Below are 26,533 nucleotides of genomic sequence, written 5' to 3'. Positions count from 1 at the left end.
AGCAGTGTCCAACACCCCCGCCACCGGGAGCGCGAGCTGTGACCGGCCACATAGGATCAGCCGACCTCGTAGGTCGGAGCTGAGGAGCGTCCCGGATGACCCTGCTGGAGCGTCTGCACCGGGCCGGTATGCGTGAGGTCGTCACGGTGCAGCCGGTGACGGGCGGGCTCGCGGCGCTCGCGGGCATCGCCACCCGTCGGGATGCTCCGCCGGTGTTCGTCAAGGCCTTCGCCGACCCGCCAGCCGACGACGTCTTCGTCGCCGAGGCCGAGGGGCTGGCCGCCCTGCGCGAGCTCGGCGGCGTGGCGACACCCGAGGTGATCCTGGCGGATCGGGACCTGCTGGTGTTGTCGGTGTTGCGGGCGAGGCCGCGGAGCGAGGTCTTCTGGGAGCAGTTCGCGCACCTGCTCGCCCGCCTGCACCTGAGCACGACCCATCCTCGCTTCGGCTGGCACCACGACAACTGGCTGGGCCGTCGCCGGCAGATCAACACGTGGAACGACGACGGCTTCGCATTCTTCGCGGAGCACCGGCTGCTTCGCTGGCTCGATCAGCCCCGCGTCGAGGCGGCGCTCGACGCGGAAGACCGAGCGGCGCTGGAACGGCTCTGTGACCGGCTGCCCGACCTGCTGCCGAACCGGCCGGCGTGCCTGACGCACGGTGACCTGTGGGCACAGAACATCCTGGCCACCGCGGACGGACAGCCCGCGCTGATCGACCCGGCCGTGTCGTACATGTGGGCCGAGGTCGACCTCGCGCACGTCTGGTCCACCTCGCCCCCGCCCGAGGCACGACGGATGTTCGAGGTCTACGCGGAGTTGACCTCGCTCGACGGTGACTGGGAGGCCCGCATGCCGGTCATCCAGCTGCGACAACACCTCGCCGTGCTGGCCCAGTTCGACGACGACTGGGGCGCGGCGGATCAGATCCGCGCCGTCCTTGCCCCGTTCCGGACACGACAGTGACCGGAGACCCCGCCGCCGGGGCCCGTGAGCGGAGCGGGCGTCGGGCCCTCCATTACGGTGACCCCTGAAATGGGGGTGGCCATGGCACCGGAAGTGTCGCCGCGAAGGGCCAGGGCCGTGCTCGTCGCGCTGTCCCTCGCCGCGTTCGCCTTCATCACGACGGAGTTACTGCCCGTCGGTCTGCTGACCCACATCGCCCCCGACCTCGACCGGTCCCGCTCACAGGTGGGTCTGCTGGTCAGCGGGTACGCCGTCGTGGTGGTGCTGGCGTCGGTGCCGCTGACGCGGCTGACCCAGCGGATCCCCCGTCGGCACCTGCTCGGCGGCACGATGCTCCTGTTCGCCGCCGCGAACGCCGCCGCCGCGCTCGCGCCGTCGTACGCCGTGCTGGCCGGCTCCCGCCTGGTGACCGCCCTCGCCCAGGCGCTGTTCTGGTCCATCGCCACGGCGACCGCGATCGGGCCGTTTCCGGTCGCGGTGCGCGGTCGGGCGGTGGCGCTGTTCGCGACCGGGGCGACGCTCGCGCCGGTGCTCGGCGTACCCCTCGGCACCTGGCTCGGGCAGCAAGCCGGCTGGCGCGCGGCGTTCGCGGTGCTCGCCGGGGTCGGTCTGGCGATCGCCGCCGCGGTGCTGGTCCTCCTCCCCTCCTATCCCCCGGCCTCCGGCGGCGCCGCCCGGGGTTCCGCACCGGACGGGCGGCGCTTCGCCGTGCTGTTGATCGCCACCGCCCTCGGCATCGGCGGCTTCATGACCCTGCAGACCTACGTGACACCGTTCCTGCTCGACGTCAGCGGCTTCGCCGACGCGGTGCTGGCGCCGCTGCTGTTCGTCTCCGGCGCTGCCGGCGTCGTCGGCACGCTGGTCGCGGCCCGGACTCTGGATACCCGACCGATCGCGTCGCTGCTGACGCCGCTGAGCATCGGCACGGCTTCGCTGCTCGGGCTGTACGCGCTCGGCGCGCTCCGGCCGGGTGTGGTCGCGTTCCTCGCCGGGATCGGCCTCGCGTACGCGGCGTTCGGCTCGGCCGTGCAGAACCGGATGCTGCAACTGGCCCCGGGCAGCACCGACATCGCGTCGGCCGGTGTCAGCACCGCCTTCAACGCCGGCATCGCCGGCGGATCACTGCTCGGCGGCGCCCTCCTGCCCGCCTCGGGGGCACGACCGCTGGCACTCGCCGGCGGGCTGCTGACGCTGGCCGCGCTCACGCTGCTCGCCGTGGACACGCGTCGTGGCCGCGCCGTCGGGTCGGAGCCGGCGGTCGCTCGTCCCCCGGCTACGCGCCGGCCGGATTCGCCTGCGGCCGGAAAACCTTCCGGTACGCGCCAGGTGTGACGCCGAGGAGTTGCCCGAACTGGAATCGGAAGTTGCTCGTCGTGGGGAACCCGGTCTGGGCAGCGATCCGGTCGACGGTGTGGTCGGTCGTTTCGAGCAGGTCCTGCGCGTGACGGATGCGTACCCCCGACACCCACTGCATGGGGCTCTGCCCCGTCTCGTCGTTGAACCGACGCGTCAGCGTACGCACGCTCATGCCGGCTGCGGCGGCGATGTCGGCGAGGGTGAGGTCACGGTACGCGTTCGCCTCGATCCACGAGAGCGTCCGTTGCAGGGTCGACGTCGGGTAGGTCGCGCGGTTCCGAACGATGTACTGCGCCTGCCCTCCTGGGCGGTGCAGCGGCGCGACGGCGAGGCGGGCGGCGTCCGCCGCGACGGCCATCCCGTAGTCGCGCTGAACGATGTGCAGGCACAGGTCGAGACCGGAGGCGGCTCCGGCGGACGTCAGGATGCTCCCGTTGTCGGTGTAGAGCACGTCGGGGTTCATTCGGACGGCGGGATGCCTTCGGGCCAGCTCGTCCGCGGCGAGCCAGTGTGTCGTCGCGTCCCGGCCGTCGAGCAGGCCCGCCTCGGCCAGGGTGAACGCGCCGACGCAGATCGACGCGATCCGCGTCCCGTGCGCCGCTGCGGCGCGCAGGGCCGCGAGAACGGCGGGCGGCGACGGCTGCAACGGGTCGTTCCTGCCCGGCACCACGACGAGGTCTGCCCGCTCGATCGCGTCCAGCTCCTCGTCGATGGCCAGGCGCAGCGGACCTGCTTGGACGGTCGGCTCGTGGCCGGCGACGACGAGCCGGTATCCCGGGCGGCCGTCGGGTAGGCGCACGCGCCCGAAGGTTTCGATGGCGGTGGCCATATCGAACGCAATCGCATCCGGGAGCGCGAGCACCACGACCGTGTACATGTCAGCAAGAGTAAGGCACTGCGGCGGTGGCCGGATTCAGGCGAAGCATGTCCTGATTGCCATCGGCATGCGGCCCGATGGAGCGCGAGCATGGAGGACACGTCCAACTGGAAGGGATCATTCATGCCTCGACTCCACGCCCAGATCGTCCTCTTCGACGGGTTCGACCCCCTCGACGTCATCGCCCCGTTCGAGGTGCTGACCGCCGGAAGCCAGCTCCTCGGCGGCACTATCGCGGTGGAGCTGGTCTGCGCAAGCGGCCCCCGCGTCGTGCGATCCGGCAACCCGCAGATCAGCCTCACCGCAACCGCCCGGCTCGATCCGGGCGCACCCGGTTACGTCGTGGTCCCCGGGGCGGTCGGTCCCGTCGATGGAGACCCGGACGCCGGGGACGAGACCATCCCCGTACTCCTGGGTCGTTTCGCGTCGAGCGACGCGATGCCCCTCATCCGTCGCGCGCTCGACAACCCGGACATCACCGTGGCGGCCTTCTGCGGCGGATCACTCGCCCTCGCGATGGCCGGTCTCCTGGACGGCCGCACCGCGACCACGCACGGGCAAGGCATCGACGCGCTCAAGGCCACGGGGGTGAACGCCGTCCGCGCTCGCGTGGTCGATGACGGCGACCTGATCAGTGGCGGCGGCGTCACGTCTGGTCTCGATGTGGCCCTCTACCTGCTCGAACGTGACTTCGGCTCGCAGACGGCGCACGCCGTGGAGGAGCTGTTCGAGTACGAGCGACGCGGCACCACCTGGCGGCTGCCACCCACGCGCGTGACCGGCGAACGGACCAGCGTGTGAGTGCGTTCCTGCTGTCGGTCCACATCCTCGCGGCCATTCTCACCATCGGGCCAGTCGCCATCACCGCGAGCATGTTCCCGCGCTTCGCGCGTCTCGCCCTCGCCGCGCCCGACGAGCCGGAAAGGGTTGTCGCCGTGCGCATCCTGCACCGCATCACCCGTGTCTACGCGGTGATCGGCGTGCTCGTTCCGGTGTTCGGCCTCGCGACGGCCGCGGCTATCGGCGTGCTCGGCGACCGGTGGCTGATCGTCTCGATGATCCTGACGGCCGCGGCGGCCACGATGCTGATCGCGTTCATTCTGCCTGGCCAGGGACGCGTCGTCGGTGCGCTCGACACGGGCGCAGACGACGCCGTCGAGTCCGTGCCCGACGGCACCGTACCCCGGCTCGGGATGCTGACTGGCGTGTTCAACCTGCTGTGGGCGATCGTCGTCGTGTTGATGATCTACCGGCCTGGCTCGACCACGGGGGTTGGTCTGTGATCCCGCGTCGCATCCTGCAGATCGTCGGCACGGCGGAGCTCGTCACCCTCGTGCTGATGCTCGCCAACGTCGTCACCATCCATCTGCCGACGATCTCCCATGTCCTCGGTCCGGCGCATGGGCTCGCCTACTGTGCCAGCGTCATCACCGCCCTCCTCATCATGGGCGGACGACAACGGGTCTGGCTGCTCGCGCTCATCCCCGGGATCGGCGGCCTTCTCGCGGCGCGTGCCGCGTCAACTGAGCACCAGCTCAATATCTGAGATCAACCGAACCGGGGCGGTAGGGCACCGCCGTCCGTGCGGGCGAGCGGCGGGACAGGAGGTACCCGGTCAGTGCGGCGGCGAGGCCGGCGAGGCCGGCCGTCGCGAACCCGCCCGCCGGCACGGAGAGGTCGATCGCCACGCCGACGAGCGGGGATCCGAGCGCGAAACCAGCGCTCTGCGCCGACGATTGCAGACCGATGACCTCACCCCGCACACCGGGCGGCGCCAGCCGGCTCACCGCGTCGGCCACCGTGCCAAGGGTCGGCGCGGTGAGGAGCCCGCTGCCGACGACTGCCACGCACAGCCAGGGCCAGTCGCGGGCCAGCCCGGCCGGTATCGTCACGATCCCGAGCAGGCCGAGTAGCAGCCACGTGGGCAGCGGCCGGGTCAACGCGCCGTAGATCAGCCCGCCGATGACGGACGACAGGCCGAACACCACGACGACCACGGCGGCCCAGGACACCTGACCGGCCTCCCGCAGCGTGGCGACGATGGCGAGGTCGACGCCGCTGAGCAGCGTCGTCGTCCCGAACGCCATCGTCAGCGCGGCGATCATCCTGGCGCCGAGCCACTGCCGGCGTGGGGGTCGTTCCGCGGCGGCGTCGTCCGCCTCGTCCTGGGCCCGCATCGGCGGGTTGAGCACGGCGATACCGACGCCGCCGGCCAGGATCGCGGCGCCGACCCCCCACGCCACCACGTCGGGGGACACCGTCGCCGCGCCCAGGATCACCACCGCCGGCCCCACGATGTACGACAGCTCGCCCTGCACCGATTCCAGCGCGAACGCGGCCCGGCGCTGCTCGGCCGTCGTCATCGCGGCGATCGCCTGTCTGCCCACCGCCTGGGCCGGCACCATCAGCAGGCCCGCCACGAAGCTGGCGACCAGCAGGAACCCGTACGGCAGGACCGGCACGCCCAGCCAGAACACGACCTGCGCGGTGACTGTCACCAGCAGGACGAGGCGCAGGCCCCGCGAGTCGATCATGCGACCGAGCAGCGGGCCGCCCAGCGCCACTCCGACGGTCAGGGCCGCCGCCACACCACCCGCCGCCGCGTAGCTCAGCTCCAGGCCCAGGACGACGAAGAGGGTCAGCGCCATCACATCGGCGGTTATCGCGGTGCGGGCGAGCAGCGAGACGCCCAGCAGCGGCGCCATCCCTGGCACGGCGAGCACCTGCCGGTATCCGGTCACCCCATTGACGCTAATTCCCTCCGCCCGCCATAAGAAGACGCCATCTTGTTCAGACCGGCATAATGCATGCTTATGGCGAGGGACCTGGAGATCACCCTGCTGCGGTCGTTCGTCGCCGCCGTGCGGGAGGGCAGCATCAGCCGCGGCGCGACCGCGCTCGGCCATACCCAGCCCGGCCTGAGTCAGCAGTTGCGCAAGCTGGAGAGCGTCGTCGGCCATCCGCTGCTGCACCGCTCGTCGTCAGGTGTCTCGCCCACCCGGGCGGGCGAGGAGCTCCTGCCGTACGCCGAACGTATCCTCTCGCTCTCCGCACAGGCACTCGCCGAAACCGGACGCGCGCTCACCGGCCACTGCGGCGTCGGGTTGCTCGAAGACCTCGCCGCTTCCCAGCTCCCGCAGGCCCTCGCCGACCTTGCCCGGCTGCATCCCGGCGCGACGCTGGAGGTGCTCAGCTGCTCCAACGCCGCCATGCGGGAGGCCTACGACGCGGGCCGTGTCCAACTCGTGCTCGACGCGGTGCCGGACATTCCCGGGCCGCCGCGCTGGACGGTGCGCGCCCCGCTGGTCTGGGCGACCGGGCAGGGTGTGGACGTGGCCGCCGACCCGCTGCCGGTGGTGCTGTTCTCCAACCCGTGCTCCTGGCGTACGTCCGTGCTGGACGCGCTGGAGCGTGCCGATCGGCGCTGGCGGGTGGCCTTCGAGAGCAACAGCCTGGTCGGGGTGCTCGCCGCGGTACGGGCCGGGCTCGGCGTCGCGGCGCTCATGCCCGCGAACCTCGAACCGGCCATGATCTGCCGCGACACGGATGCCCTGCCGGTCCTGCCGGACGTCGAGTTCGGTCTCGCCCGGCACCCCCGGACCGAGGGTGATCCGCTGATCGACGCCGTGGAGACGGTGCTCCGTCGCATCCTCTGAGCACTCGCCCTCGCCGTAGGGCAGGCTGTCACCCACTGCCCGCGCTGACGACCGCCATCACGATCAGGGTGCGTCGCCGCCGCTGACTCATCAGCGCGAAACAGGCGGTGAGCACCACCAGCTCCAGCTCGGCCCACTCGCCGGTGACGTCGACCCGGATCGGCCCGCCGCGTCGGCCGGGGAGGCCTATCGCGAGGCGGTGTCCGTCGCGTACCAGCTCACCGCCGCAGCGACCGGGCGCCCAGCGGGCCACCCCGCCCGGTCCCGGCACGTGCGACCGGCCCGGGTCGAGCCGTACCGGCACGCCGTGCTCGCCCCGGGCGGCGAACCCGATGCGTCGGCGGTCGGTCGGCGCGACCGTCCAACGGCCGGTGCCAGTGCGGATCTCGCCGCACCGCCAGGTCCAGCCGGTACGCAGCGAGGCGCGCGCCCCGGAGTCGAGGACGAAGGCCCCGTCCTGTTTGCGCACGGTCAGCGCGGTCATCGGTTCGCCCCTTCCGGACGCGACCGGGGCAGTCCGAGGATGAGGATGATGCCGACGCTCAGGTGCAGCAGCGCGAGGGTCGCCTTCGCTCCCCCGCCGACGCCACTCGGCGGCCCGAGCAGGAGCGACAGCAGCAGGACCGCGACCGCGACCGCTGTCCACCAGACGCGGGAGCGGTTGGTGCGGCGTTCCAACACCGCGAGCAGCGCCCAGCCGGCCAGTGCCGCGACGGCGGCGGCCACGATGACCGCGGCAACGCTGATCTGCCGGGTCGAGTTTCCGGACCTGACTGCCAGGTCCACACCGGCCGCCGAGTGCAGGAGCGCGAACTCGACCACCGCCACCACGATCGCGCCGGCCGCCACCGCGGCCCGTCCCAGGAGAAGGTTGTTCGTCATGGTCCGAGCCTGCGGACCGGGCCGGGCCGGACACGTCGGTCCAGACGCCGCGGCGGGTACGTCCTCAGGCGGCTCGGCGTACTACCAAAGAAGGTGGTCCGGCCGGCGGCGAGCCCAGTAGCGTGCGCGGTGTGGATGCGGCGACGTGCGAGGTCAAGCCGCCGCGGACGTGGCGTTCCGTCCCGGTGGCCGTGACGACCGTGGCGATCGGCGTCCTCGTCGCGACCATGCTGTGGTCCGCCACCCGGTCCAGCTCTGCCGGCCTGGTCGGCGTCGACGTCGCGCTGGCGGTGGCCGCCCTGGCCCTCGTTCCGGTGGTCGTCCGCCGCCCACAGGTCGGTGGCGTGCTGGCCGGCCTGCTCGTCGCGCTGTCTCCGGTGGCCACGCCGGTGGCCAGCTTCGCGGTGCTGTTCACCGCCCGCAACCGGCCGTTTCGGCAAGCGGCGGCGGTGGCGGTGGTCGGCGTGGCGGGCGAGGCGGTGCAGGCGTTCTGGCGACCGGTGCCCAGCCTGCCGTACGGGTGGCGGCTGCTGCTGATGGCGATCGCGTACGCGGCCCTGCTCGGCTGGGGCACCTGGGCCCAGGCCCGCAACGCCCTGCTGGCGGCGCTGCGGGACCGGGCCCGGCGGGCCGAGCAGGAGCAGGAGCGACGGATCGGTGAGGCGCGGGCGGCGGAGCGCAACCGGATCGCGCGGGAGATGCACGATGTGCTGGCCCACCGGTTGTCACTGCTGGCGGCGGCCGCCGGCGCGATGGAGTACCGGCCGGACGCGCCGCCCGAGCGGCTCAGCGCCGCGGCCGGGGTGATCCGGGCCAGCGCGCATCACGCCCTCGACGAGCTGCGCGAGGTCATCACCCTGCTGCGCAGCGACGACGCCGAGTCGCCGACCGACGCACCACCCGGGCAGACCCTCGCCGACCTGCCGCGCCTGGTCGACGAGGCGCGGGCCGCCGGGCAACAGATCGAGGTCGACGACCCGCTCGGCCCGCCGGTCGAGATCCCTCCGACGGTCGGCCGCACCGCGTACCGGATCGCGCAGGAGGCACTGACGAACGCCCGCAAGCACGCCGCCGGCCAGCCGGTCCGGCTGGTGCTCGACGGCGCGCCCGGCTCCGGCCTGAGCATCACGGTGAGCAACCCGACCACGCCCGACAGCGGTGCCACCGGCAGCGCCGGTACCGGCCTGATCGGCCTCGCCGAACGGGCCGCGCTCACCGGCGGTCGCGTCGCCCACCACGTCGACGCCGCGGGCCGGTTCCACCTCACCGCGTGGCTGCCGTGGCCGACGTGACCGGCCCGATCCGGGTCGTCATCGTCGACGACGATCCCCTCGTCCGGGGAATGCTCACGCTGATGCTCGACGGCGCCGACGGGATCGTCGTCGTGGGCGAGGCCGCCGACGGCGCCACCGCTATCACCGCGGTGGACCGGCACCTGCCCGACGTGGTGCTGATGGACATCAGGATGCCCGGCGTCAACGGCATCACCGCCACCGAGCGCCTGCGCCGCCGCCACCGACCACCCGAGATCATCGTGCTCACCACGTTCGACACCGACGAGCACGTGCTGCGCGCCCTCCGCGCCGGCGCGAGCGGCTTCCTGCTCAAGGACACCCCGCCCGAGCAGATCAGCCAGGCGGTCCGCTCGGTCGCGGCCGGCAACCCGATGCTGTCCCCGGGCGTGACGCGCCGCCTCATGCAGCGGGTCGCGTCGGGGGCCGAGTCGTACGAGCAGGCGCACGAGAGGTTGGCACTGCTCACGCCCCGGGAACGCGACGTCGTGTTGGCCATCGGGCAGGGACGCTCCAACGCCGAGATCGCCAGCGGGCTGCTGATGAGCGTGACGACGGTGAAGGCCCACGTCTCGCACATCCTGACCAAGTTGGATCTCGACAACCGCACCCAGATCGCCCTGCTCGCCCACGACGGCCGGCTCCTCTGACCGGCGTCGGGGGTCAGGTCAGCACCGCTGGCAGGACGAGGAGGGCGAAGCGGAGCACCCGCCCGGAGAGGCACGCGCAGGCGAACTCCCAGCGTCGAAGGCCCGCGGTGCCCGCGGCGAGACTGACGACGGCCAGCGGTGGAACCCCGACCGCCGCGGAGACCAGCACGGTCGGCAGGGCGGTACGGCGGCGGGAGAGCCAGCGCCGGATCGGCGCGGTCCACCGTGCGGCCCGGGCCGCCGCGCGACCTGACTTTCTCCGTCGCGCGACCTTCCGGAACAGTCGCCCCGATCCACGTCGCGCCGATTCGAACAGGAGCAGCTTGGCGGCGGTCTGCCCGAGCGCCAGAGCGACCACGGCGATCAGCGCGTGGCCGCCACGTTGGCCGGCGACCACGGCGTACGCCTCGGCGTTGACGACCGGGACGAGCGCCGACGCGAGACCGTAGCCGAGCGCCACCGCCGCCTCGCCGAGGCTGCTCACGCCCGACCGTCCCGCTCGAGCAGCCCGACCACAGCCGTTATCGACCACAGCTTGACCGCGACGACGGCGACGGCGACGCCCAGTGCGAGCGGGTACTGCTCGAACGCGATGGCCCCGATGACCCCTGCGGTGTTGGCGACCTTGGCCACGGGCGACCAGTTCAGTGCCCATACCCGCCGGTCGACCAGGTGGAAGTAGTTGGGGCTGAGCACGGGCCAGCACAGGAACGCCAGCGACAGCATGGTGTCGAGCACCAGGAACGAGAGCAGGAAGACCACTGCCACGACCGCGACGTCAGGCATGAGGGAGACCAGGCCCACGCAGAGTACGGCGGTGCACGCGCGGTCACTCACGATGTCGAAGACGGCGCCGGCTCGGGTCTCCTGTCCGAGTCGGCGGGCGGCCCAGCCGTCGAGCACGTCACCGATCCAGTAGATACCGTACGATACCGCCATCAATGCCACCGACCCGGAGACGAGGGCCCCGATACCGACGGTGACAGCGGCGACCGTGCGAATGGCGGTGATGTAGTTGGGAACCGTGCGAAGAGGGCCGACGGTGATGGCGGCGCGGGAGTCGACGAGAGTCACCTCCGCAGAGTCGTCCGGTGAGCGTTTTCGCGGAACGTGCCGCGGTGCCGATCTGGTCCCGAGGGTGGCACCGGGGTGCCGGCCGATCCGGTACCTGGGTACTGGCCGGTCTTCCGGCTGGTCACGGAGACTGTCCAGGTGATCACTGGAATCCGCGAACGGTTGCGCGACCCCGAGCGAGTGCGCCGACTCGCGTACGGTGCGGTTGGTTTGATCATCGCCGCCGTGGTCACCACCGTCGAGGACGGCGTGTCCGTGCCGGCGGGCTGGGCGTGGCTGGTGCTGCCGGTCGGCCTCGGGGCCACGGCGCTGCGCCCCCGCTACCGAACCCTGGTCTTCGCGGTCTGCGCGGGATTCGTGGCGGTCGTGAGCACCGGGGAGTCGGTGCAGTTGGGCCTCGCGGCCGCCGGCCTGGTGTTCGTCTCGGTCTGTGAAGACCCGGCCCGGCACCCGTGGCTGGGGTGGGCGGCTGGCCTGGTCGGCGCGGTCGGCGCCCTCGCCACCGCGCTGCTCCACGAGCGAGGGCTGTACGAGCAACCGTTCTTCTTCGTCACGGCCGGCTACCTCCTGGCGATCCTGTTGCGATCGTGGTCACGCGGATACGCCCTCACCCGGGAGACAGACGACCTGCGCGGCCAGGCCGCGTGGCTCGAACAGCGCACCAACCTGGCCCGCGAGCTGCATGACGTGGTCGGCCACCACGTCAGCGCGATGGTGGTGCAGGCCGAGGCGGGCCAGCTCAGTGCCGACCCGGGGGCGGCGCTGCGGGCGATCGCGGGCAGTGGCCGCACCGCACTGAGCGAGCTGGACACGCTCGTCGTGCACCTGCGCAATCCGAACGCGTCGATCGCGGTGAGCGCGCCGCCGCGCCTGTCCGACATCGACGAGCTGCTCGCGCAGCCGCTGCGCCAGCAGGGCGTGACGGTGCGGGTCCAGTTGGACCCCGAGCCGGGCCTGGACGAGATCGGGGTGTTGACCGTCTACCGCATCGCCCAGGAGGCCCTCACCAACGTCGCCAGGCACGCGAAGGCCACGGCGGCCTGGGTCGAACTGGTCCGCGTCGGCGGTCACGCCCGCCTGCGCGTCAGCGACGACGGCATCGGACCGCCCCGCACACCTACGAGCGGCTCGGGCCTGCTCGGCATCGGGGAGCGCGTCTCCGCGCGCGGGGGCAGCTGGGAGCTGAGCCAGCGCCCCGGCGGCGGCACGGTGGTGCAGGCCAACCTGCCGGTGGTGAACCCGTGATCCGCGTCGCGATCGCCGACGACCAGGAGCTGGTCCGGGACGGCTTCAGCCTGATCCTGCGGTCCCAACCCGACATCCACGTCGCCGCCGAGGCGGCCGACGGCCGGCAGTTCCTCGACGCCGTTCGTCGCGACCCCCGCATCGACGTCGCCCTCGTCGACATCCGCATGCCGGTGCTCGACGGCCTGCAAGCCACCCGCGAACTGGCCACGATCCCGCACGCCCCGGCGGTCATCGTCGTCACGACCTTCGACGACGACGCGTACGTCCTGGACGCCATCGCCTCCGGCGCACGCGGGTTCCTGCTCAAGCGGTCCAGCGCCCGCGATCTGATCGCCGCGGTGCGCACCGTCGCGGCCGGCGAGGCGGTCCTCTCCGCCGAGGTCACCGGCGCCGTACTCGACCGGGTCCGCGCGACCGGCCCCGCCACCCGCGTGGAGTTGGCGGCCTACCAGCTGACCACTCGGGAGACCGACGTGCTCGCCCTGATCGGCGCCGGGCTCAACAACAACGAGATCGCCGAACGGCTCTACCTGTCGATGAGCACCGTCAAGACCCACGTGACAAACGTGCTGGCCAAGACCGGCAGCCGTGATCGGGTACGCGCCGCCATCCTGGCGATCCAGGCCGGCCTCGCACCGTGAGTCAGGCGTCGGCGTGGACCAGCCGGCGTTCCGGGCTGGCCTGCCAACCTCCGAACGGCGTGAGCTGACGCGGTCAGCGGCCGATGGTCGTAGGGTTCCAATATGGCCCAACGACTCGTCAGCGTATGGCAACCGTTCTTCCTTTCCAGCGAGAGTCAGGGCGCGGTCATCGATGCCGCGACCGAGTTGGAGGAACTTGGCTATTCACGGATCTGGTTCTCCGGCGGTTTCGGAGAAAACGTCGCCCCACGCTTCCGGGAGATCCTGGACGGGACGACGCGCATCGGGGTCGCGTCGGGGATCGTGAGCATCTGGCACTCTTCGCCCCCCGAGGCGGCAGCGTTCGTCCAGGACGCGGAGCGGGCACACCCCGGCCGGTTCCTGCTCGGTCTCGGCGCCAGCCACGCGGTGCTGGTGGAGGGCAGCGGCACCGACTACCGCAAGCCGTACTCAAGAATGGTGAACTACCTGGACGGTCTCGACGCGGCCGGGGTTTCGCCCGAGCGGCGCATCCTGGCCGCACTGGGCCCGCGGATGCTCGAACTCTCCCGCGACCGTTCCGCCGGGGCGCACCCGTACTTCGTCCCTGCCGAGCACACCGCGGAGGCCCGGGCGGCGATCGGGCCCGACCGGCTGCTCGCCCCCGAGGTCGCGGTGGTCCTCGACGCGGACGCCACCACAGCGCGCGCCACCGCCCGGCAGTACACGAGCGGGTACCTGGCACTGCGGAACTACACAAACAACCTGCGGCGATTCGGCTGGACCGACGACGACTTCGCCGCCGGCGGCAGCGACCGCCTCATCGACGCCCTGATCCCCTGGGGCAGCGTCGAGAAGGTGGCGGCCGGGCTGGAGAAGCACTACCAGGCCGGCGCGGACGAGGTGGCGATCCAGGTGCTCAACGGCGGCGACGCCACGACATTTCCCGCCGACGCGTTCCGCGCCCTCGCCTCGGTCGTGATCTGACACGTCGACGCCGTCGTGACCGCAGCGAACCGCGATCTGGTCTCACCCAGCTTCAGCCCTTCTTCGGGAACGCGTACCTTGCGCCGCCGATCACAGTCGTGGCCGCGATGATCAGGAGGATGAGCGCCGCCCAGGTGAGCGAAGCGGTTCCCAGGCCGGCTAGCAGGAGACCACCGACGAAACCGCCGATCGCGATAGAAGCTGAGAAGACCGTGATGGTGATCGACTGAGCGACGTTGGCAGCTTCTCCGCTGGCGTTGATCGTGGCACCTATGAACAGACTCGGCGAACTGCCGAAGGCGAAGCCCCATGCGGCGACGGCGACGTAGACCAGCGCCGGTGCGTCCGCGACGATGCCCAGGACGAGCACGCTGGCCCCGAAGAGCAGGGTGCTGCTGACGGCAAGCTTGCGCAGGTGTCGGTCGATGTGGGTTCCGACCACCAGAACGCTGAGCACGGAGGTGACTCCGAAGGCGAACAGCACCCAGCCGGTCTGGTCGGCCATGCCCAGTTGAAGGAGAAGGTCAGTGACGTACGTGTAGAGGAGGTTGTGAGCGATCATGTACGTGGCCAGCGCGAACAGGATGGGCCGCAGTCCGGGCACAACCAGGACGCGTCCGATCTTGAAACGAGCGTCGACCGGCTGGCCGGGCAGGTTCGGGACGGTCACCAGGACCCAGGCCATGGTCATGACGGTCACGGCGGCCGACGCGTGGAAGGCGAGTTGCCAGCCCCCGAGGCTGCTGAGCCAGGTCCCCAGTGGGATGCCCAGGGCCAGCCCGATCGGGGTTCCGGCCAGGGCGATGGCGATGGCGCGGCCTTGTCGTCCTTCTGGCGCGAGTTGAGCGGCGTAGCCGCCGAGAAGTGGCCAGATGAGTCCGGTTCCCAGACCGGCGACGAAGCGCAGCACCATCGTCAGCGTGTAGTCGTCGGACAGCGCGGTGAGCGTGTTGGTGACGGCGACCACGGCCAGGGCGAGTTGCAGGACGTGCCTGCGCGGCCAGGTGGCCGTCGCCCACGCGAGAGGGATGGCGCCGAGCGCTGTGGCGAGCGCATAGACGGTGACTGTCTGGCCCGTGAGCGAGATGCTCGTGTGCAGAGTGCGGCTCATTTCCGGCAGGAGGCCCGCCGGGAGGCATTCGGTGAGAATGCTGATGAAGCCGGCCAAGAATAGGCCGAACAATGCTTTTCCCGGAAGGCGGCCCTGCCGGGCGGTTGCCGGGCTCGGGCCCTTGGATGATTCGGTGATTGTCATGGTGCATCGAGCGTGCTTCAGGGGCGCGGTGCCAGCCAGCCACCTGCTTGGTCTACGTCTCGGGTGACTATCACTGGCAGGGACAGGTTGGGCTGCGCACTGCGTGAGACAATTGAGATATGGCAACCCGCCACGTCACCCACCCCGATTTCTCAGCCGCGGAACTGAGCGATTTTCTGCGCACCCGCAGGGCCCGCCACAAACCGGCCGACGTTGGGCTGATCGACTACAGCCGACGCCGCCGCGTCCCGGGTCTGCGCCGGGAAGAACTCGCGCAACTCGCGGGGGTCTCCGCGGCGTACTACACGCGGTTCGAGCAGGGCAACGCCCGCAATGTCTCCCGTGAAGTGCTGGACGCGATCGCCCGCGTACTCAAACTCTCCGAAGCTGAGCACGCCCACCTGGTACGCCTGGCGCAGCCCAAGCGGCATCAGCGTCGGCCCACGCCGCGCCAGCAGGTGCGGCCCGAGATACGGGAGCTGCTCGCCGCGCTGGAAGGTGTGCCAGCGTACGTCTGGGGCCCCCGGACCGATGTGTTGGCGTGGAACCAGACCGCCTCTGCTCTCTTCGGTGACTGGGCAGCACGTGCCCCGCAGGACCGGAACTGGGCCAGGATCACTTTCCTCGACCCGGCGTCGCGGGACTTGTTCCCTGACTGGGAAACCAAGGCGTATGACGTGGTGGGACAACTACGGCTGGGCGCCGGCCTGCACACGGACGACCCGTTGCTGGCGTCCCTGATCGGCGAACTCTCGATAAGAAGCGAGGACTTCCGCAGGCTGTGGGCCACCCACGACGTCAAGAAGAAGACGCACGGCCTCATGCGCCTGTCGCACCCCCTCGTTGGTGAGCTGACCCTGCGCTACGAGACACTCGCGCTCCCCGGCGATCCGGAGCAACTGCTGAGCACCTACCACGCCGAGCCCGGATCGCTCTCAGAAGAGGCGCTACGTCTGCTGGCCAGTTGGGGAGTAGACGCGTCACCGGATCGGGCCGCCACCACATCACAGTGACGGCGTCGGTGCAGCCACTCAGGAACGGTCGAAGGACTGTTCGCCGAGGACGCGCAGGAAGTCGAAGCTGTCGGCGGTGGCCGTGCCGGGTTGCGGCCGGAAGATGACCAAGCGCTGACCCGTGGTGGTGCTGAGGACGAAGTCGCACTGTACGTCCAGCCGTCCGGCTTGCGGATGAACGAGGATTTTGCGGGTGGTCTGTAGTGGGGCGACCTGCATCTCGGACCAGTACGTGGCGAATTCGCCGCTGACGGTGGTGAGATCGGCGATCAGTTGCTCGGATACCGGGTCGTGGCCGCCACGGGCGGCGGCTGCGCGTAGGTCGGCGACGTATCCACGGCCGATCGCCTCGTGTTCCTCCGGCACGTTGAGTGCGCGGGATTCGGGGTGGGTGAACCAGCGCCAGGTCACGTTCGAGTGCCGGTCGTCGCCGTCGGTCCAGGAGCCCAGCAGCGCGCGACTGAGGGCGTTCTGGGCGAGGATGGTGGTGCGGTCGTCGATGACGTGTGCGGGCACGGTCGTGAGTGCGTCGAGGAGGAACATCATCGCGGGGTCGACGTACCCGCTGGCGGTGGAGGCCGCTGGCGCCGGATGTCCGGCGAGGCGGTAGAGGTAGTCCCGTTCGTCGACGGAGAGTCGCAGCGCCCTGGCCAGGCTGCCGAGTAGAGCCTCCGAGGGGTTGGTGTTGCGCGACTGCTCAAGTCGTTCGTAGTAGTCGACTGACAGATTTGCCAGGAGTGCGACTTCCTCACGGCGTAGGCCGGGGGTGCGGCGACGCCCGCGCGAGGGCAGCCCGACGTCCGCCGGACGGAGTGCCTGTCGGCGAGCCCGCAGGAAGTCGCCGAGTTCGGTTCGTGCCACGAACTGCCCTTTCCGGGTCGCGGTGCCACAGCAGTGCTGGTGGCACCGCGAAGATCCCGTGGGTCTCGGACGCTACTCCTGGATTGCTGCCATGGCCGGGCCGGCATAGCGGTCCCCGACGGCGGCACCTACCGGAGCAGCGGCGCTGAGTTCATCGAGCAGGCCAGCATCGATCTTGAGCTGCGCGGCGGCGACGTTCTCCTCCAGGTACGTACGACGCTTGGTGCCGGGAATTGCGGTGATGTGGTCACCTTGGGCCAGTACCCAGGCCAACGCGAGCTGGCCGGGCGTGACACCCGCCTGTTCCGCGATGGCGCGGATCCGATCCACCAGGAGCAGGTTCTGCCGCAGGTTCTCCTCAGCGAACCGGGGCCAGGTACGACGCCAGTCGTTCTCGGGCAGGTCTTCGAGACTACGAACTGAGCCGGTGAGGAAACCGCGGCCCAACGGGGCGTACGCCATGAACCCGATGCCCAGTTCACGCACCGTGTCGAGCACGCCGTTGGTCTCCACGTTGCGAGTGAACAGCGAGTACTCGGTCTGCACCGCCGACAGCGGGGCGGTGGCGTGCGCGGCGCGGATGCTCTCCGGCGACGCCTCGCTGATCCCGAGGTAGCGGATCTTGCCTTCGGTGACGAGTTCGCCGAGGGCGCCGAAGGTCTCCTCGACCGGCACGTTCGGGTCGACCCGGTGCTGGAAGTACAGGTCGATGTAGTCGGTGCCGAGCCGACGCAGCGATCCGTCGAGCGACTTGCGCACGTAGTCGGGTTGCCCGTTGGCGCCGCCGATGATGCTGCCGGCACTGTCGAGCGTCACACCGCCGAACTTGGTCGCGATGACGGCCTGGTGGCGACGCCCTCTCACCGCCCGGCCGAGCAGTTCCTCCCCGCTGAGCGGGCCGTACATGTCGGCGGTGTCGAACAGGGTCACGCCTAGTTCGAGTGCGCGGTGAACGGTGGCGGCGGACTCGGCGTCGTCCGGGGTGCCGTACATCGCGGTCATGCCCATGGTGCCGAGCCCCTCGACCGAGGCCACCAGCCCTTGACCACCGATCGCATGTTTCTGCAAGATCACGTTGGTCTCTCTTCCCTAGATGCCACGAAGCGCCTTCCGATCGCTCATCACCAGCCTGCGGCAGATCAGCGCCGTTATCGGCGTTCTGCCTATCCCCGGCTCAGCAGGGCGACGATCACCTCCGGGTTACTTTGATCAGCGTCGTACGATGGGTGGGTTGTGATGCGCCCGTTCCAAGGAGTTGCCGTGCCCCGCCCTCGTAGTGCCGCCCGGATCGTGGAGCACCCCGAGCTGTCCGAGGTTTCCCTCCAGCAGGTCATGGAGGCGCTGGCGGATCCGGTGCGACGGGCGGTGGTGTGCCAGTTGGCCAGCAACGGCAGGGACATGAGCTGCGGCACGTTCGAGACGCCCGTGTCGGTTTCGACTCTGACGCACCATTTCAACACGTTGCGCGAGGCTGGCGTGATCCGCCAGTACTACGTCGGGACAACCAAGATGAACGCGCTGCGCACGGACGAGATCGACAGCCGCTTTCCCGGCCTACTCTCGGCGGTGGTGGCCGCCGCCGGCACCGAACCCCGGGCGGGGTCGGCCTGAGCTGGCGGCCCCTATTACGACTGCGGTCGTAGTTTGATCACCATCGAGATTAGCGGTAGCGTGAGGACCAGCGGCACATTCGGCGCCGCTCCCCTGACTCCTACCGCTAGGACTGATGCACAGTGGCAAAACTCGTACAGTTCGACCGGCTCGGTGGCCCCGAGGTTCTCACCCTGAACGACGTCGAGGTGGTCGCACCCGGCGCGGGCGAGGTCCGGATCCGCGTCGACGCCATCGGCCTGAACCGGGCCGAAATCATGTACCGCGACGGCGTCTACTTCGACCAGCCCGTGTTCCCCTCCACGCTCGGCTACGAGGCCGCCGGCGTGATCGAGGCGGTCGGTGAGGGTGTGGACGGCCTCGCCGAGGGCGACGCGGTCAGCGTCGTGCCGGCGTTCCTGCAGAGCAGGTACGGCACGTACGGCACCCACGTCGTCATTCCGGCCTCGGCTGTCGTGCCTCGCCCGACCCACGTCGAGCCCGCCCAGGCGGCGGCCGTCTGGATGGCCTACATCACCGCGTACGGGCCCTTCATCGAGTCCGGAAAGGTGCGCCCCGGCGACCATGTACTGATCGCGGCGGCCTCCAGCAGCGTCGGCCTGGCCGCCATCCAACTCGCCAACCACCTGGGCGCGATTCCGATCGCCACCACGCGCGCCTCCGGCAAGAAGCAGCGCCTGCTGGACGCCGGAGCGGCCCACGTCATCGTCACCGACGACGAGGACCTTCCTGCCCGCATCAAGGAAATCACCGGCGGTGAGGGCGTCCGCCTGGCGTTCGACCCGATCGCCGGGCCCGGCGTCGAGACCCTCGCCCTGGGCATCGCCCCCGACGGTTTCCTGGTGGTCTACGGAGCCCTCGACCCCCGCCCCACCCCGCTGCCCAACGCGCAGTCCTACCCGGCGCTGAACAGCAGCACCTACACCCTCTTCGAGATCACGATGAACCCGGAGCGCCTGCGCCGCGCCGTCGCCTTCGTCAACGCTGGGCTCGCCTCCGGCGCCATCTCCCCGGTCGTCGATCGCATCTTCGATCTCACGGAGATCGGCGAGGCCCACCGCTACATGGCGGCCAACGGCCAGGTCGGCAAGATCGTCATCACCGTCACCCACGACGACTCCACGGCCTGAGCCGGCGCCGATGGAGTGATCGGACGATTGCGTGGCCATCGTCCCCCATCGCGACTCCGCCGTCGCCGCGCGTCCGGCGCAGGGTCAGGGCGTCCAGCGTACGCCCGGGTTCACCCGCCCGGACCAGTCGAAGACGGCCATGTTGTCCCACCCGTTTCCGGTGCCGTTGATGTTGGCCGGGTCCCAGCCGTTGCCGCGGACGGCATACCAGGTCGGTTCCCAGTAGAAGACACCGATGGCGCCCGCGTTGCGGGCCGTGTTCTGCACCCAGTCGAACTCCTGGGCCTGCCCGGACCAGGTCGCGCTGATGCCGTCACAGGTCGCGTCGCCGATGACGTTCGGCTCGCTGTCCGCGTTGTTCCGGGTGAAGGGGTACGCGGTCTCCACGATCACCACCGGCTTGCCGTAGCGCCCGCGCAGGTCGACGATGTTGTTGTAGAGGTTCGACAGGCTGCCGTGCCACACGCAGTAGTACGACTGGGCGGTGATGTCCCACTGCACACCCTGGGCGCGGATGCCGTCGTAGAACCATCGGGCGTTGGCGTTGCTGTCGGCGTTGGCGGTATGGATCATCACCGGGATGCCGCTGCCGCACGCCTTTGTCGCGTTGTAGCCCTGCTTCAGCAGACCGGCCAGCGGGGCGAAGTCGTTGTTGACGACCTTGCCCTCGTTCCACAGCATTCCGACGTTGATCTCGTTGCCGATCTGCACGCTGTCCGGTGGGGTGCCCTGCCCCCGCAGGCTTGAGCAGACGTCGTAGGTGAAGGTGTAGACGTCGGTACGCAGCTGGCTCAGGCTGTGGCCTGCCCAGGCCGCCGGCTTGTACTGCTTGCCCGGGTCGGCCCAGGTGTCGGAGTAGTGGAAGTCGATGAGCACCTTCAGGCCCTTGGCCCTGGCCACCCTGGCCTGGGCCAACACCCCGCTCTTGTTGTTGTAGCCGCTGATCGGGTTGTTCCACACGCGCAGCCGGACGTAGTTGACGCCGACGGACTTCAAGATGTCCAGTGGGTCGCGGGCGACGCCGTTGGCGTCGTAGTACTTGGCGCCCAGATCCAGGCTGCGCTGCAACGAGGAGACGTCGGCGCCTCGCATGGTGAGCGTGTTCGCGGCGGAGACGGGCGCGGGCGCGCCGCCGAGCGTGGCGGCGACGACGAGGATGCCGGCCGTGACAGCCCCGAGCAGGGCCCTGGGGCGGCGATGGTGGGGTGCGGCCGAGTGTGTGTTCACGAGGCTCCTTCAGCCCACGGTGCAGGTGGCGTCGTTCAGCGAGAAGGCGGTCGGCGGCGCGTCGCTGGCGCTCCACCGCCCCTGGACGCCGAAGGTCGCGGAGCCGTTTGGCGCGAGGACGCGGTTCCAGTCGACGTTACGAGCGGTCACGGTGGTCCCGGTCTGGCCGATCGTGGCGTTCCACGCCGAGGTGACCTGCTGGTCTCCCGGGAAGCTGAAGGTGACGGCCCAGCCGTCTATCGGTGCCGCCCCGGCGTTGTGGACAGTCGCCGTGGCCACGAAACCGCCCTGCCACTCGGACTCGTTTCGGTAGGTCACCCGGCAGGTCGAGGGCGGCGGGGGCGTCGTGGGCAAGGTGACCGTGTTGGACGCGATCGACACGTTGCCCACCGCATCCCGGGCCCGCACGTAGTACTGGTTGCGCAGCGACGTCGATGCAGGTAGGTCAGTCGTGTACGTCGTACCCGGCACGGTGGCGACCAGTTGCGAGGTGAACCAGCCGTCGAACCGGTAGACGTTGTACCCGAGCACGCCGACGTTGTCCGTCGACGGCGACCAGGACAACGTGCCGGTCGAGGCGGTCACCTCGCCGACGGTCAGGTTCTGCGGCGCGGCCGGCGGGGTGGTGTCCGGGCCGGTGTCCGTCACCGGGGTGACCACGGTCAGCGCGTTCGACCAGTTCGAGCCTTGTCCGAGGCTGTCCCGGGCGATCAATCGGAACGTGTACTGCTGGCCCGACCCAAGGTGGCTGGTGATCGTGGTGCTGGTGACGGCCCCGACGCTGGCGCTGAAGACGATGTCGCCGAACTCCTGGTAGTACGTGATGTCGTACCCGGCGATGGCGCAGCAGCCGGGCGCGGCTGCCGTCCAGGTGAGGGTGACCGACGCGCTCCGGACCTCGCTGGCGGTCAGGTTCGTGGGCGCACCCGGCGGGACGGGCGAGGTGCTCGGCGTGCTGGGCGGCGTTGGCGGCGCGGTTCCGGTCGGTTCTGCGACGGACACCGCGGCCGCACGAGGCGCCGGGATGACCCCCGGGTACGCGGCGGGCGCTGCGGCGTCGGCCGCCGGTGCGGCGCTCAGGGCGGTGCCGAGCACCGCCGTCGACAGCACGGCGGCGGCCAGCAGACCCGGCCGCAAACGGCGGAACAGCGAGGACGAGGACACGCCTGTCATACGTCGACCATGCAGCGGTAGATCGATGATCGCCAACATATCTCACGCCTCGGTCGGCGACCGGCCCGACTCGTGGTGGATCGTCGCCGTGCGTCGTGGACAGGCCCGCCGGGACTTCTTACCGAACGATGACGTGCCCTCCGACCGTTGACCGTTGACAGTGCGCCGGCCCGTACCGAGTGGAGACAGCACATCACCGGAGCCGTTTCCGGCTTTGAGGAGATTCCGATGAACCGCAGAAAGAACGGGACCGCGCTGGTCCAGACCCGGCCGGCCAGGCTCGCCATGGTCGCGCTCGTGCTGGCGGCCACCGGTGCGCTCACCGCCACCTTCGTCTCCAGTGGCGGCAAGGGCACCGCAGACGCCGCCACCAGCCTGGATCAGTTCGTGTCGATCGAGAACGTGCCGCCGAACGTGCAGAACCCGAGGCCGGCCGCCGGTGCGTCGACCGGCCGGTTCACCGTCGACTGCGGCACGAACGGCAATGGCAAGTTCAGCCCGGACAACCCGGTGGCCCAGCCCGGCATCCGCAACGGCGCCGAACACGTCCATGACTTCGTCGGCAACCTGGCCATCACCGCGAACTCGTCCAACGCCGATCTGGACGCCTCCGGCACCACCTGCCGCAACGGCGACAAGTCGTCCTACTTCTGGCCGGTGGTGCGCATCGACAAGACCGTCCGCAGCGGCAAGCAGGTCCAGCAGGCCCTCGCCCAGACCCAACCGATGGTGGTCTGCCCCTCGGTCGGCAAACGGCTGCGAGCCGTCCCCACCGGCGCCCGCAACACCGTCGACCGCCTGCTGGCCGAACTGGACCGCCAGCAGGCCGCCGCGAACCAGCGGATGACCGCCAGCCGCGGCCGCATCGACGCCGGATTCAACCGGGAGGTCATCGATTCGCTGCGGGCCCGCCGCGCCGCGATGATCAAGCAGATCAGCACCACGATCACCGCCGCCGGCGGCAACCAACCCGGCCTGGTCTCACTTGTCGAGTGTGACGTCAGCTACGACGACATGCACGCCCGGATGCCCGGCAGCGCCCACCGTGCGAGCGTCAACGCCGCCCAGGCGGCGAACCCACGGATCCAGTGCCCCACCGTGCGGGACAAGTTGCCGGGCGTACCCGATCGGGCGCTCGCCGAAGTGAACCGCAACCTCGACGACCTCGACCGGCAGATCTCCGAGGCCAACGAACGCCTCGTCACCAGCCGCGGCCAGGGCGGCCCGGCCTTCGTCGACAACGCCATCCTCGGACCGCTGCGCGCCAAGCGGCTCGCCGTGCTCGACCGGATCGCCACCGCGATCGGGCGGCAAGCCCCCCGCCCGCAGGGTCTCGAAGCGTTCGCCCCCTGCACGCTGGACCAGGCCCCCAGCACCCCGGCGGCGCCGAGCAGCGCACCCACCACCCCCGCCGCGCTCCCCGATCCGCAGGGACCCAACTTCGAGCTGCCCGGCAACACCGGCGGCATCGTCCGCCCGGCGCAGGTCCTGATCGAGTACCGCGGCAACCCCACCAGCAAGGTGGTGCCGATGCCGAAGTTCCTCCGCGCCCTCACCGGCGACGCCAAGCCCACCAGCCGTGGTCCGGCCAACGCCCGCGCCACCTGGACCTGCTCGGGCTTCGCCGACCGGCTCTCCGACAAGTACCCGATCTGCCCCGCCGGTAGCCAGGTACAGCGCGTACAGGATTTCCCCGGCTGCTGGGACGGCAAGAACATCGACAGCGACAACCACCGCAACCACGTCGCATTCGCCGACAAGGCCACCGGCGCCTGCCCGCAGGGCTTCCAGGCGATCCCGCAACTGCGGATCACCGTGGCCTACGACATCGCCCGCAACGTGCAGGTCAAAGGTCAGTACGCCCTCGACTCCTTCCCCGAGGAGAACCACAACCCCTTCTCCGACCACAACGACTTCGTCAACGTCAACTCAGCCCAGACCATGCAACGCATCGTCACCTGCATCAACAAGGGCAAGAACTGCTCCTGACCCGGGATCGCATCGCTGGGAGCGATACCAGTGGGGCAAAATTCAGCCCTTCCGATCGCTACACTCGCCGCAACGCCGGCACCGCCCGCAGACCTCAGCCTGCGCCAATCCCCATCGAATGGAGACGCCTGTGACCCGCGACAAGGCGGCACCCCCCGGCATCGACCCCAACATTCCCAGCGTTGCCCGGGTCTATGACTTCTTCCTGGGCGGCAAGGACAACTTCGAGGTCGACCGAAAGGTCGCCGAGCACGCCCTGCGGATCACACCGGACGGGCCGGCGGCCGGCCAGGCCAACCGCGCCTTTCTGCGTCGAGTGATTCGCTACCTCGTCAGCGAGGCGGGCATCGACCAGTTCCTCGACATCGGGTCGGGGCTGCCCACACAGGGCAACGTGCACGAGGTCGCCACCGAGCAGAACCCAAAGGCTCAAGTGGTGTACGTCGACAATGATCCGATTGTCCTGGCACACGGACGGGCCCTGCTCGCCGCTGAGGGCACCGCGACGGTGATCCAGGCGGACATCCGGGAGCCGCAGGAAATCCTCAACCATCCGGACGTACGTCGCTTCCTCGACTTCGACCGGCCGATCGGGCTGTTGCTCTTCGCGATCCTGCACCACCTCGGCGACGACGAGGACCCGAAGGCAGTGGCAGCGGCGTTGATCGACCAGCTGCCCTCCGGCAGCTACGTGGCGATCTCGCACTTCCGCGACCCGGCTGAGCGAGACCCCGAGGGCTCCCGCAAGGCCCGCGAGGTCGAGCGGATCTTCAACGAGTCGCTGGGCACCGGCCGCTGGCGTACCGACGAGGAGATCCTCTCGTTCACCGAAGGGCTGACGCTGCTGGAGCCGGGGCTGGTGCCGCTGGCCGAGTGGCGCCCGGAGCCGGACGCACCGGCCACTGTGCAGACCGACACCTATCACACATTCGTCGGGCTCCTCGCCCGCAAACCGTAGGCGCCGTCATGCGGTGAGGTCCGTCGACGGGAGCGCCCGTCGACGGACCCACTCGTCAGTACGCGGTCCTGCCTGACACATCTCGGCGGCTGCCGTCCACTTCGGCCGGCCAGCCGCCCTTCTCCGCCTATTGGCAAAAAGATGGCCCTGGCGCTGAGCGCCAGGGCCATCTCAATCCATCACCGTGCAGGCTGGTCGTCAGCTCCCGGAGTCCGGGTACAGGTACAGGTCGAAGTACAACTTCTGGTGGTCAAGCTCGAACTGCTGGCTGCTGCCATAGAGGCTGGGCGGGCCAGCGTAGGTGCCGACGAGGTTGTACAGGCCCGGGTCGACAGCGAACCGGAAGACACCATCAGGGCCAGTCAGAACCTCGATCCCAGCTGGCTCCAGTCGAATTGTCGCCCCCTCCAACGGCAGCCAGGTGGTCATGTCGAGCGCCTGACCCTCAAGGTTCCAGGTGGCGGACACCGTAAAGCTTCCCTGCGTCATGGGACTCAGCCGGCCGCGGCGGTCGACCGCCACCGCGTATATCGGCCGCTCGCCCATCACGCTGCCGACGTCGATCGTCACACTGGCCGTACCGTCCGAAGCCGCGCGGACCGCGCTGCCCAGGTGCGTGTTGTCGACGCTGTACCGGAACTTGGTCACCCTGGTGTCGCCGTTCGCATCGAACCTGACGACAATCTGGCCACCTTCGGCGACACCGTCCCCGTCCGGGAAGCTGATTGCTGGCTGAAGAGCCGCCTTCGTCCCAGACGGTCCTCGGACGGCCGCCGATGCAGGCGGTGCCACCAGCATCGAACCGGCGGCCAGCGCCAGCGACGCGACCAGCGCGGCAGCACCACGGCGAGTGAGACGGGTGCGCGCACCCAAGGTTGATCCGACGAACATTCCAGCCCCCGTCATCAGGACATCACAGGGCGCCTAACCTAGCCAGCAAAATGATCTCGGTCAACGTCTTTCGATGCGGCGCGGATGGGACTGTGACTTGGCGGTATCGGCCGAACTTTGGGGCTCGAAACCTGAACCCCTCGGCAGCGCCCCATCGTCGACGGCTGGCAGGTCGAGATAGACCAGTAGTCGTAGGTCACCGGCGAGGTGTTGCAGGTTCGACTGGCACGGTCGCTGTACATCGCTGCTGTACTGGTGGCAGGGCTTGGTCGGCCTCCCTGGTCCATCCGAGGAAGCGGCGGTGCAGCACGCCAGCCGGTATCCAGAGCATGTCCTCAACCATCCGGACGTACGTCGCTTCCTCGACTTCGACCGGCCGATCGGGCTGTTGCTCTTCGCGATCCTGCACCACCTCGGCGACGACGAGGACCCGAAGGCAGTGGCAGCGGCGTTGATCGACCAGCTGCCCTCCGGCAGCTACGTGGCGATCTCGCACTTCCGCGACCCGGCTGAGCGAGACCCCGAGGGCTCCCGCAAGGCCCGCGAGGTCGAGCGGATCTTCAACGAGTCGCTGGGCACCGGCCGCTGGCGTACCGACGAGGAGATCCTCTCGTTCACCGAAGGGCTGACGCTGCTGGAGCCGGGGCTGGTGCCGCTGGCCGAGTGGCGCCCGGAGCCGGACGCACCGGCCACTGTGCAGACCGACACCTATCACACATTCGTCGGGCTCCTCGCCCGCAAACCGTAGGCGCCGTCATGCGGTGAGGTCCGTCGACGGGAGCGCCCGTCGACGGACCCACTCGTCAGTACGCGGTCCT

The 26,533-nt window shown here is 70.0% G+C and carries 29 protein-coding genes; 17 read left to right on the top strand and 12 right to left on the bottom strand.

Annotation, left to right across the window (positions count from 1 at the left end; translation table 11 throughout):
• Positions 1–95 precede the first annotated feature (95 nt).
• On the top strand, positions 96–965 hold the full coding sequence (locus tag KBX71_RS01935; RefSeq protein ID WP_210816191.1) for a fructosamine kinase family protein: 870 nt from the start codon (positions 96–98) through the stop codon (positions 963–965).
• 81 nt (positions 966–1,046) lie between these two features.
• Positions 1,047–2,297 (top strand): MFS transporter, encoded by a 1,251-nt coding sequence (locus KBX71_RS01930; protein ID WP_247682725.1) that lies wholly within the window; start codon positions 1,047–1,049, stop codon positions 2,295–2,297.
• On the opposite strand, the gene KBX71_RS01925 is transcribed toward KBX71_RS01930, so the two are convergent.
• The gene (locus tag KBX71_RS01925; RefSeq protein ID WP_210816190.1) at positions 2,239–3,198 is read right to left on the bottom strand and encodes a GlxA family transcriptional regulator; all 960 of its coding nucleotides are present in this window, start codon (positions 3,196–3,198) and stop codon (positions 2,239–2,241) included. The genes KBX71_RS01930 and KBX71_RS01925 overlap by 59 nt on opposite strands.
• Before the next feature lie 123 nt (positions 3,199–3,321).
• On the opposite strand from KBX71_RS01925, the gene KBX71_RS01920 reads away from it, so the two are divergent.
• The 3 genes from KBX71_RS01920 to KBX71_RS01910 are packed head-to-tail and all read left to right on the top strand — an operon-like array spanning position 3,322 to position 4,744.
• Positions 3,322–3,999 carry a DJ-1/PfpI family protein gene (locus KBX71_RS01920; protein ID WP_210816189.1) on the top strand — a complete coding sequence of 226 codons (678 nt, stop codon included), beginning with the start codon at positions 3,322–3,324 and terminating at the stop codon, positions 3,997–3,999.
• Positions 3,996–4,481 (top strand): hypothetical protein, encoded by a 486-nt coding sequence (locus KBX71_RS01915; RefSeq protein ID WP_210816188.1) that lies wholly within the window; start codon positions 3,996–3,998, stop codon positions 4,479–4,481. The genes KBX71_RS01920 and KBX71_RS01915 overlap by 4 nt, the downstream gene beginning before the upstream one ends.
• Positions 4,478–4,744, top strand: coding sequence for a hypothetical protein (locus tag KBX71_RS01910; RefSeq protein WP_210816187.1), 267 nt, complete (start codon positions 4,478–4,480; stop codon positions 4,742–4,744). The genes KBX71_RS01915 and KBX71_RS01910 overlap by 4 nt, the downstream gene beginning before the upstream one ends.
• On the opposite strand, the gene KBX71_RS01905 is transcribed toward KBX71_RS01910, so the two are convergent.
• Positions 4,734–5,939 (bottom strand): MFS transporter, encoded by a 1,206-nt coding sequence (locus KBX71_RS01905; RefSeq protein WP_210816186.1) that lies wholly within the window; start codon positions 5,937–5,939, stop codon positions 4,734–4,736. The genes KBX71_RS01910 and KBX71_RS01905 overlap by 11 nt on opposite strands.
• 72 nt (positions 5,940–6,011) lie before the next feature.
• Between KBX71_RS01905 and KBX71_RS01900 the strand changes: the two genes are divergently transcribed.
• Positions 6,012–6,854, top strand: coding sequence for a LysR family transcriptional regulator (locus tag KBX71_RS01900; RefSeq protein WP_210816185.1), 843 nt, complete (start codon positions 6,012–6,014; stop codon positions 6,852–6,854).
• A gap of 28 nt (positions 6,855–6,882) precedes the next feature.
• Here the strand turns inward: KBX71_RS01900 and KBX71_RS01895 are convergent, their stop codons facing one another.
• Positions 6,883–7,338 (bottom strand): hypothetical protein, encoded by a 456-nt coding sequence (locus KBX71_RS01895; RefSeq protein ID WP_124817773.1) that lies wholly within the window; start codon positions 7,336–7,338, stop codon positions 6,883–6,885.
• On the bottom strand, positions 7,335–7,736 hold the full coding sequence (locus KBX71_RS33465; RefSeq protein ID WP_247682724.1) for a DUF6069 family protein: 402 nt from the start codon (positions 7,734–7,736) through the stop codon (positions 7,335–7,337). Before KBX71_RS33465 ends, KBX71_RS01895 begins: the two co-directional genes overlap by 4 nt.
• A 131-nt stretch (positions 7,737–7,867) precedes the next feature.
• Here KBX71_RS33465 and KBX71_RS01885 point away from each other — a divergent pair, with 131 nt between their 5' ends.
• Positions 7,868–9,028 carry a histidine kinase gene (locus KBX71_RS01885; protein WP_307846919.1) on the top strand — a complete coding sequence of 387 codons (1,161 nt, stop codon included), beginning with the start codon at positions 7,868–7,870 and terminating at the stop codon, positions 9,026–9,028.
• Entirely contained in the window at positions 9,016–9,678 is a 663-nt protein-coding gene (locus KBX71_RS01880; RefSeq protein WP_210816262.1) for a response regulator transcription factor, read from the top strand. The genes KBX71_RS01885 and KBX71_RS01880 overlap by 13 nt, the downstream gene beginning before the upstream one ends.
• 13 nt (positions 9,679–9,691) lie before the next feature.
• On the opposite strand, the gene KBX71_RS01875 is transcribed toward KBX71_RS01880, so the two are convergent.
• A complete protein-coding gene (locus tag KBX71_RS01875) occupies positions 9,692–10,162 on the bottom strand; it encodes a hypothetical protein (RefSeq protein WP_210816184.1) in 471 nt (156 codons plus the stop codon).
• Positions 10,159–10,752, bottom strand: a complete 594-nt coding sequence (locus KBX71_RS34475; RefSeq protein ID WP_210816183.1) for a CDP-alcohol phosphatidyltransferase family protein — start codon at positions 10,750–10,752, stop codon at positions 10,159–10,161. Before KBX71_RS34475 ends, KBX71_RS01875 begins: the two co-directional genes overlap by 4 nt.
• A gap of 138 nt (positions 10,753–10,890) precedes the next feature.
• Between KBX71_RS34475 and KBX71_RS34470 the strand changes: the two genes are divergently transcribed.
• The 3 genes from KBX71_RS34470 (at position 10,891) to KBX71_RS01855 (ending at position 13,607) form a co-directional block, all read left to right on the top strand.
• Positions 10,891–11,997, top strand: a complete 1,107-nt coding sequence (locus tag KBX71_RS34470; RefSeq protein WP_210816182.1) for a sensor histidine kinase — start codon at positions 10,891–10,893, stop codon at positions 11,995–11,997.
• Positions 11,994–12,641, top strand: a complete 648-nt coding sequence (locus tag KBX71_RS01860) for a response regulator transcription factor (RefSeq protein ID WP_210816181.1) — start codon at positions 11,994–11,996, stop codon at positions 12,639–12,641. The genes KBX71_RS34470 and KBX71_RS01860 overlap by 4 nt, the downstream gene beginning before the upstream one ends.
• 102 nt (positions 12,642–12,743) lie before the next feature.
• Positions 12,744–13,607, top strand: coding sequence for a TIGR03620 family F420-dependent LLM class oxidoreductase (locus KBX71_RS01855; RefSeq protein ID WP_210816180.1), 864 nt, complete (start codon positions 12,744–12,746; stop codon positions 13,605–13,607).
• Positions 13,608–13,659: 52 nt separating this feature from the next.
• Here KBX71_RS01855 and KBX71_RS01850 read toward each other — a convergent pair whose 3' ends face one another.
• Complete coding sequence (locus tag KBX71_RS01850; protein WP_247682722.1) at positions 13,660–14,862, bottom strand: MFS transporter; 1,203 nt, start codon at positions 14,860–14,862, stop codon at positions 13,660–13,662.
• A 119-nt stretch (positions 14,863–14,981) separates the two neighbouring features.
• Between KBX71_RS01850 and KBX71_RS01845 the strand changes: the two genes are divergently transcribed.
• Positions 14,982–15,875 carry a helix-turn-helix transcriptional regulator gene (locus KBX71_RS01845; RefSeq protein WP_210816178.1) on the top strand — a complete coding sequence of 298 codons (894 nt, stop codon included), beginning with the start codon at positions 14,982–14,984 and terminating at the stop codon, positions 15,873–15,875.
• An 18-nt stretch (positions 15,876–15,893) separates the two neighbouring features.
• On the opposite strand, the gene KBX71_RS34465 is transcribed toward KBX71_RS01845, so the two are convergent.
• Positions 15,894–16,736, bottom strand: coding sequence for a helix-turn-helix transcriptional regulator (locus KBX71_RS34465; protein ID WP_210816177.1), 843 nt, complete (start codon positions 16,734–16,736; stop codon positions 15,894–15,896).
• 72 nt (positions 16,737–16,808) lie between these two features.
• A complete protein-coding gene (locus KBX71_RS01835) occupies positions 16,809–17,810 on the bottom strand; it encodes an aldo/keto reductase (protein WP_307846918.1) in 1,002 nt (333 codons plus the stop codon).
• Positions 17,811–17,996: 186 nt separating this feature from the next.
• Here KBX71_RS01835 and KBX71_RS01830 point away from each other — a divergent pair, with 186 nt between their 5' ends.
• Together KBX71_RS01830 and KBX71_RS01825 are read left to right on the top strand one after the other, a co-directional pair.
• Complete coding sequence (locus KBX71_RS01830) at positions 17,997–18,347, top strand: helix-turn-helix domain-containing protein (RefSeq protein WP_307846916.1); 351 nt, start codon at positions 17,997–17,999, stop codon at positions 18,345–18,347.
• A gap of 122 nt (positions 18,348–18,469) precedes the next feature.
• Positions 18,470–19,477 (top strand): zinc-dependent alcohol dehydrogenase family protein, encoded by a 1,008-nt coding sequence (locus tag KBX71_RS01825; protein WP_210816175.1) that lies wholly within the window; start codon positions 18,470–18,472, stop codon positions 19,475–19,477.
• A gap of 84 nt (positions 19,478–19,561) precedes the next feature.
• On the opposite strand, the gene KBX71_RS01820 is transcribed toward KBX71_RS01825, so the two are convergent.
• The gene (locus KBX71_RS01820) at positions 19,562–20,704 is read right to left on the bottom strand and encodes a glycosyl hydrolase 53 family protein (protein WP_307846914.1); all 1,143 of its coding nucleotides are present in this window, start codon (positions 20,702–20,704) and stop codon (positions 19,562–19,564) included.
• Between the two features lie 9 nt (positions 20,705–20,713).
• Positions 20,714–21,877 (bottom strand): cellulose binding domain-containing protein, encoded by a 1,164-nt coding sequence (locus KBX71_RS01815; protein WP_210816174.1) that lies wholly within the window; start codon positions 21,875–21,877, stop codon positions 20,714–20,716.
• Between the two features lie 228 nt (positions 21,878–22,105).
• Here KBX71_RS01815 and KBX71_RS01810 point away from each other — a divergent pair, with 228 nt between their 5' ends.
• Together KBX71_RS01810 and KBX71_RS01805 are read left to right on the top strand one after the other, a co-directional pair.
• The gene (locus KBX71_RS01810) at positions 22,106–23,866 is read left to right on the top strand and encodes a DUF1996 domain-containing protein (protein WP_210816173.1); all 1,761 of its coding nucleotides are present in this window, start codon (positions 22,106–22,108) and stop codon (positions 23,864–23,866) included.
• Between the two features lie 130 nt (positions 23,867–23,996).
• Complete coding sequence (locus KBX71_RS01805) at positions 23,997–24,824, top strand: SAM-dependent methyltransferase (RefSeq protein ID WP_210816172.1); 828 nt, start codon at positions 23,997–23,999, stop codon at positions 24,822–24,824.
• A 198-nt stretch (positions 24,825–25,022) separates the two neighbouring features.
• Here the strand turns inward: KBX71_RS01805 and KBX71_RS01800 are convergent, their stop codons facing one another.
• Positions 25,023–25,730, bottom strand: coding sequence for a hypothetical protein (locus KBX71_RS01800; protein ID WP_210816171.1), 708 nt, complete (start codon positions 25,728–25,730; stop codon positions 25,023–25,025).
• Between the two features lie 286 nt (positions 25,731–26,016).
• Here KBX71_RS01800 and KBX71_RS01795 point away from each other — a divergent pair, with 286 nt between their 5' ends.
• The gene (locus KBX71_RS01795) at positions 26,017–26,463 is read left to right on the top strand and encodes an SAM-dependent methyltransferase (protein WP_307846913.1); all 447 of its coding nucleotides are present in this window, start codon (positions 26,017–26,019) and stop codon (positions 26,461–26,463) included.
• Positions 26,464–26,533: the final 70 nt, after the last annotated feature.

It is taken from the genome of Micromonospora sp. D93 (assembly GCF_018070365.1).
Classification (GTDB): Bacteria; Actinomycetota; Actinomycetes; order Mycobacteriales; family Micromonosporaceae; genus Micromonospora; species Micromonospora ureilytica.
The sequence above is the reverse complement of the archived record's forward strand: the minus strand, read 5'-3'. Positions and strand labels throughout refer to the sequence as shown.

What these genes read in the sequence shown, in the direction of transcription:
- KBX71_RS01800 (WP_210816171.1), bottom strand. Translation starts at nt 25,730, where the DNA reads ATGACGGGGGCTGGAATGTTCGTCGGATCAACCTTGGGTGCGCGCACC.
- KBX71_RS01895 (WP_124817773.1), bottom strand. Translation starts at nt 7,338, where the DNA reads ATGACCGCGCTGACCGTGCGCAAACAGGACGGGGCCTTCGTCCTCGAC.
- KBX71_RS01850 (WP_247682722.1), bottom strand. Translation starts at nt 14,862, where the DNA reads ATGACAATCACCGAATCATCCAAGGGCCCGAGCCCGGCAACCGCCCGG.
- KBX71_RS01935 (WP_210816191.1), top strand. Translation starts at nt 96, where the DNA reads ATGACCCTGCTGGAGCGTCTGCACCGGGCCGGTATGCGTGAGGTCGTC.
- KBX71_RS01845 (WP_210816178.1), top strand. Translation starts at nt 14,982, where the DNA reads ATGGCAACCCGCCACGTCACCCACCCCGATTTCTCAGCCGCGGAACTG.
- KBX71_RS01815 (WP_210816174.1), bottom strand. Translation starts at nt 21,877, where the DNA reads ATGACAGGCGTGTCCTCGTCCTCGCTGTTCCGCCGTTTGCGGCCGGGT.
- KBX71_RS01920 (WP_210816189.1), top strand. Translation starts at nt 3,322, where the DNA reads ATGCCTCGACTCCACGCCCAGATCGTCCTCTTCGACGGGTTCGACCCC.
- KBX71_RS01925 (WP_210816190.1), bottom strand. Translation starts at nt 3,198, where the DNA reads ATGTACACGGTCGTGGTGCTCGCGCTCCCGGATGCGATTGCGTTCGAT.
- KBX71_RS01900 (WP_210816185.1), top strand. Translation starts at nt 6,012, where the DNA reads ATGGCGAGGGACCTGGAGATCACCCTGCTGCGGTCGTTCGTCGCCGCC.
- KBX71_RS33465 (WP_247682724.1), bottom strand. Translation starts at nt 7,736, where the DNA reads ATGACGAACAACCTTCTCCTGGGACGGGCCGCGGTGGCGGCCGGCGCG.
- KBX71_RS01855 (WP_210816180.1), top strand. Translation starts at nt 12,744, where the DNA reads ATGGCCCAACGACTCGTCAGCGTATGGCAACCGTTCTTCCTTTCCAGC.
- KBX71_RS01810 (WP_210816173.1), top strand. Translation starts at nt 22,106, where the DNA reads ATGAACCGCAGAAAGAACGGGACCGCGCTGGTCCAGACCCGGCCGGCC.
- KBX71_RS01930 (WP_247682725.1), top strand. Translation starts at nt 1,047, where the DNA reads ATGGCACCGGAAGTGTCGCCGCGAAGGGCCAGGGCCGTGCTCGTCGCG.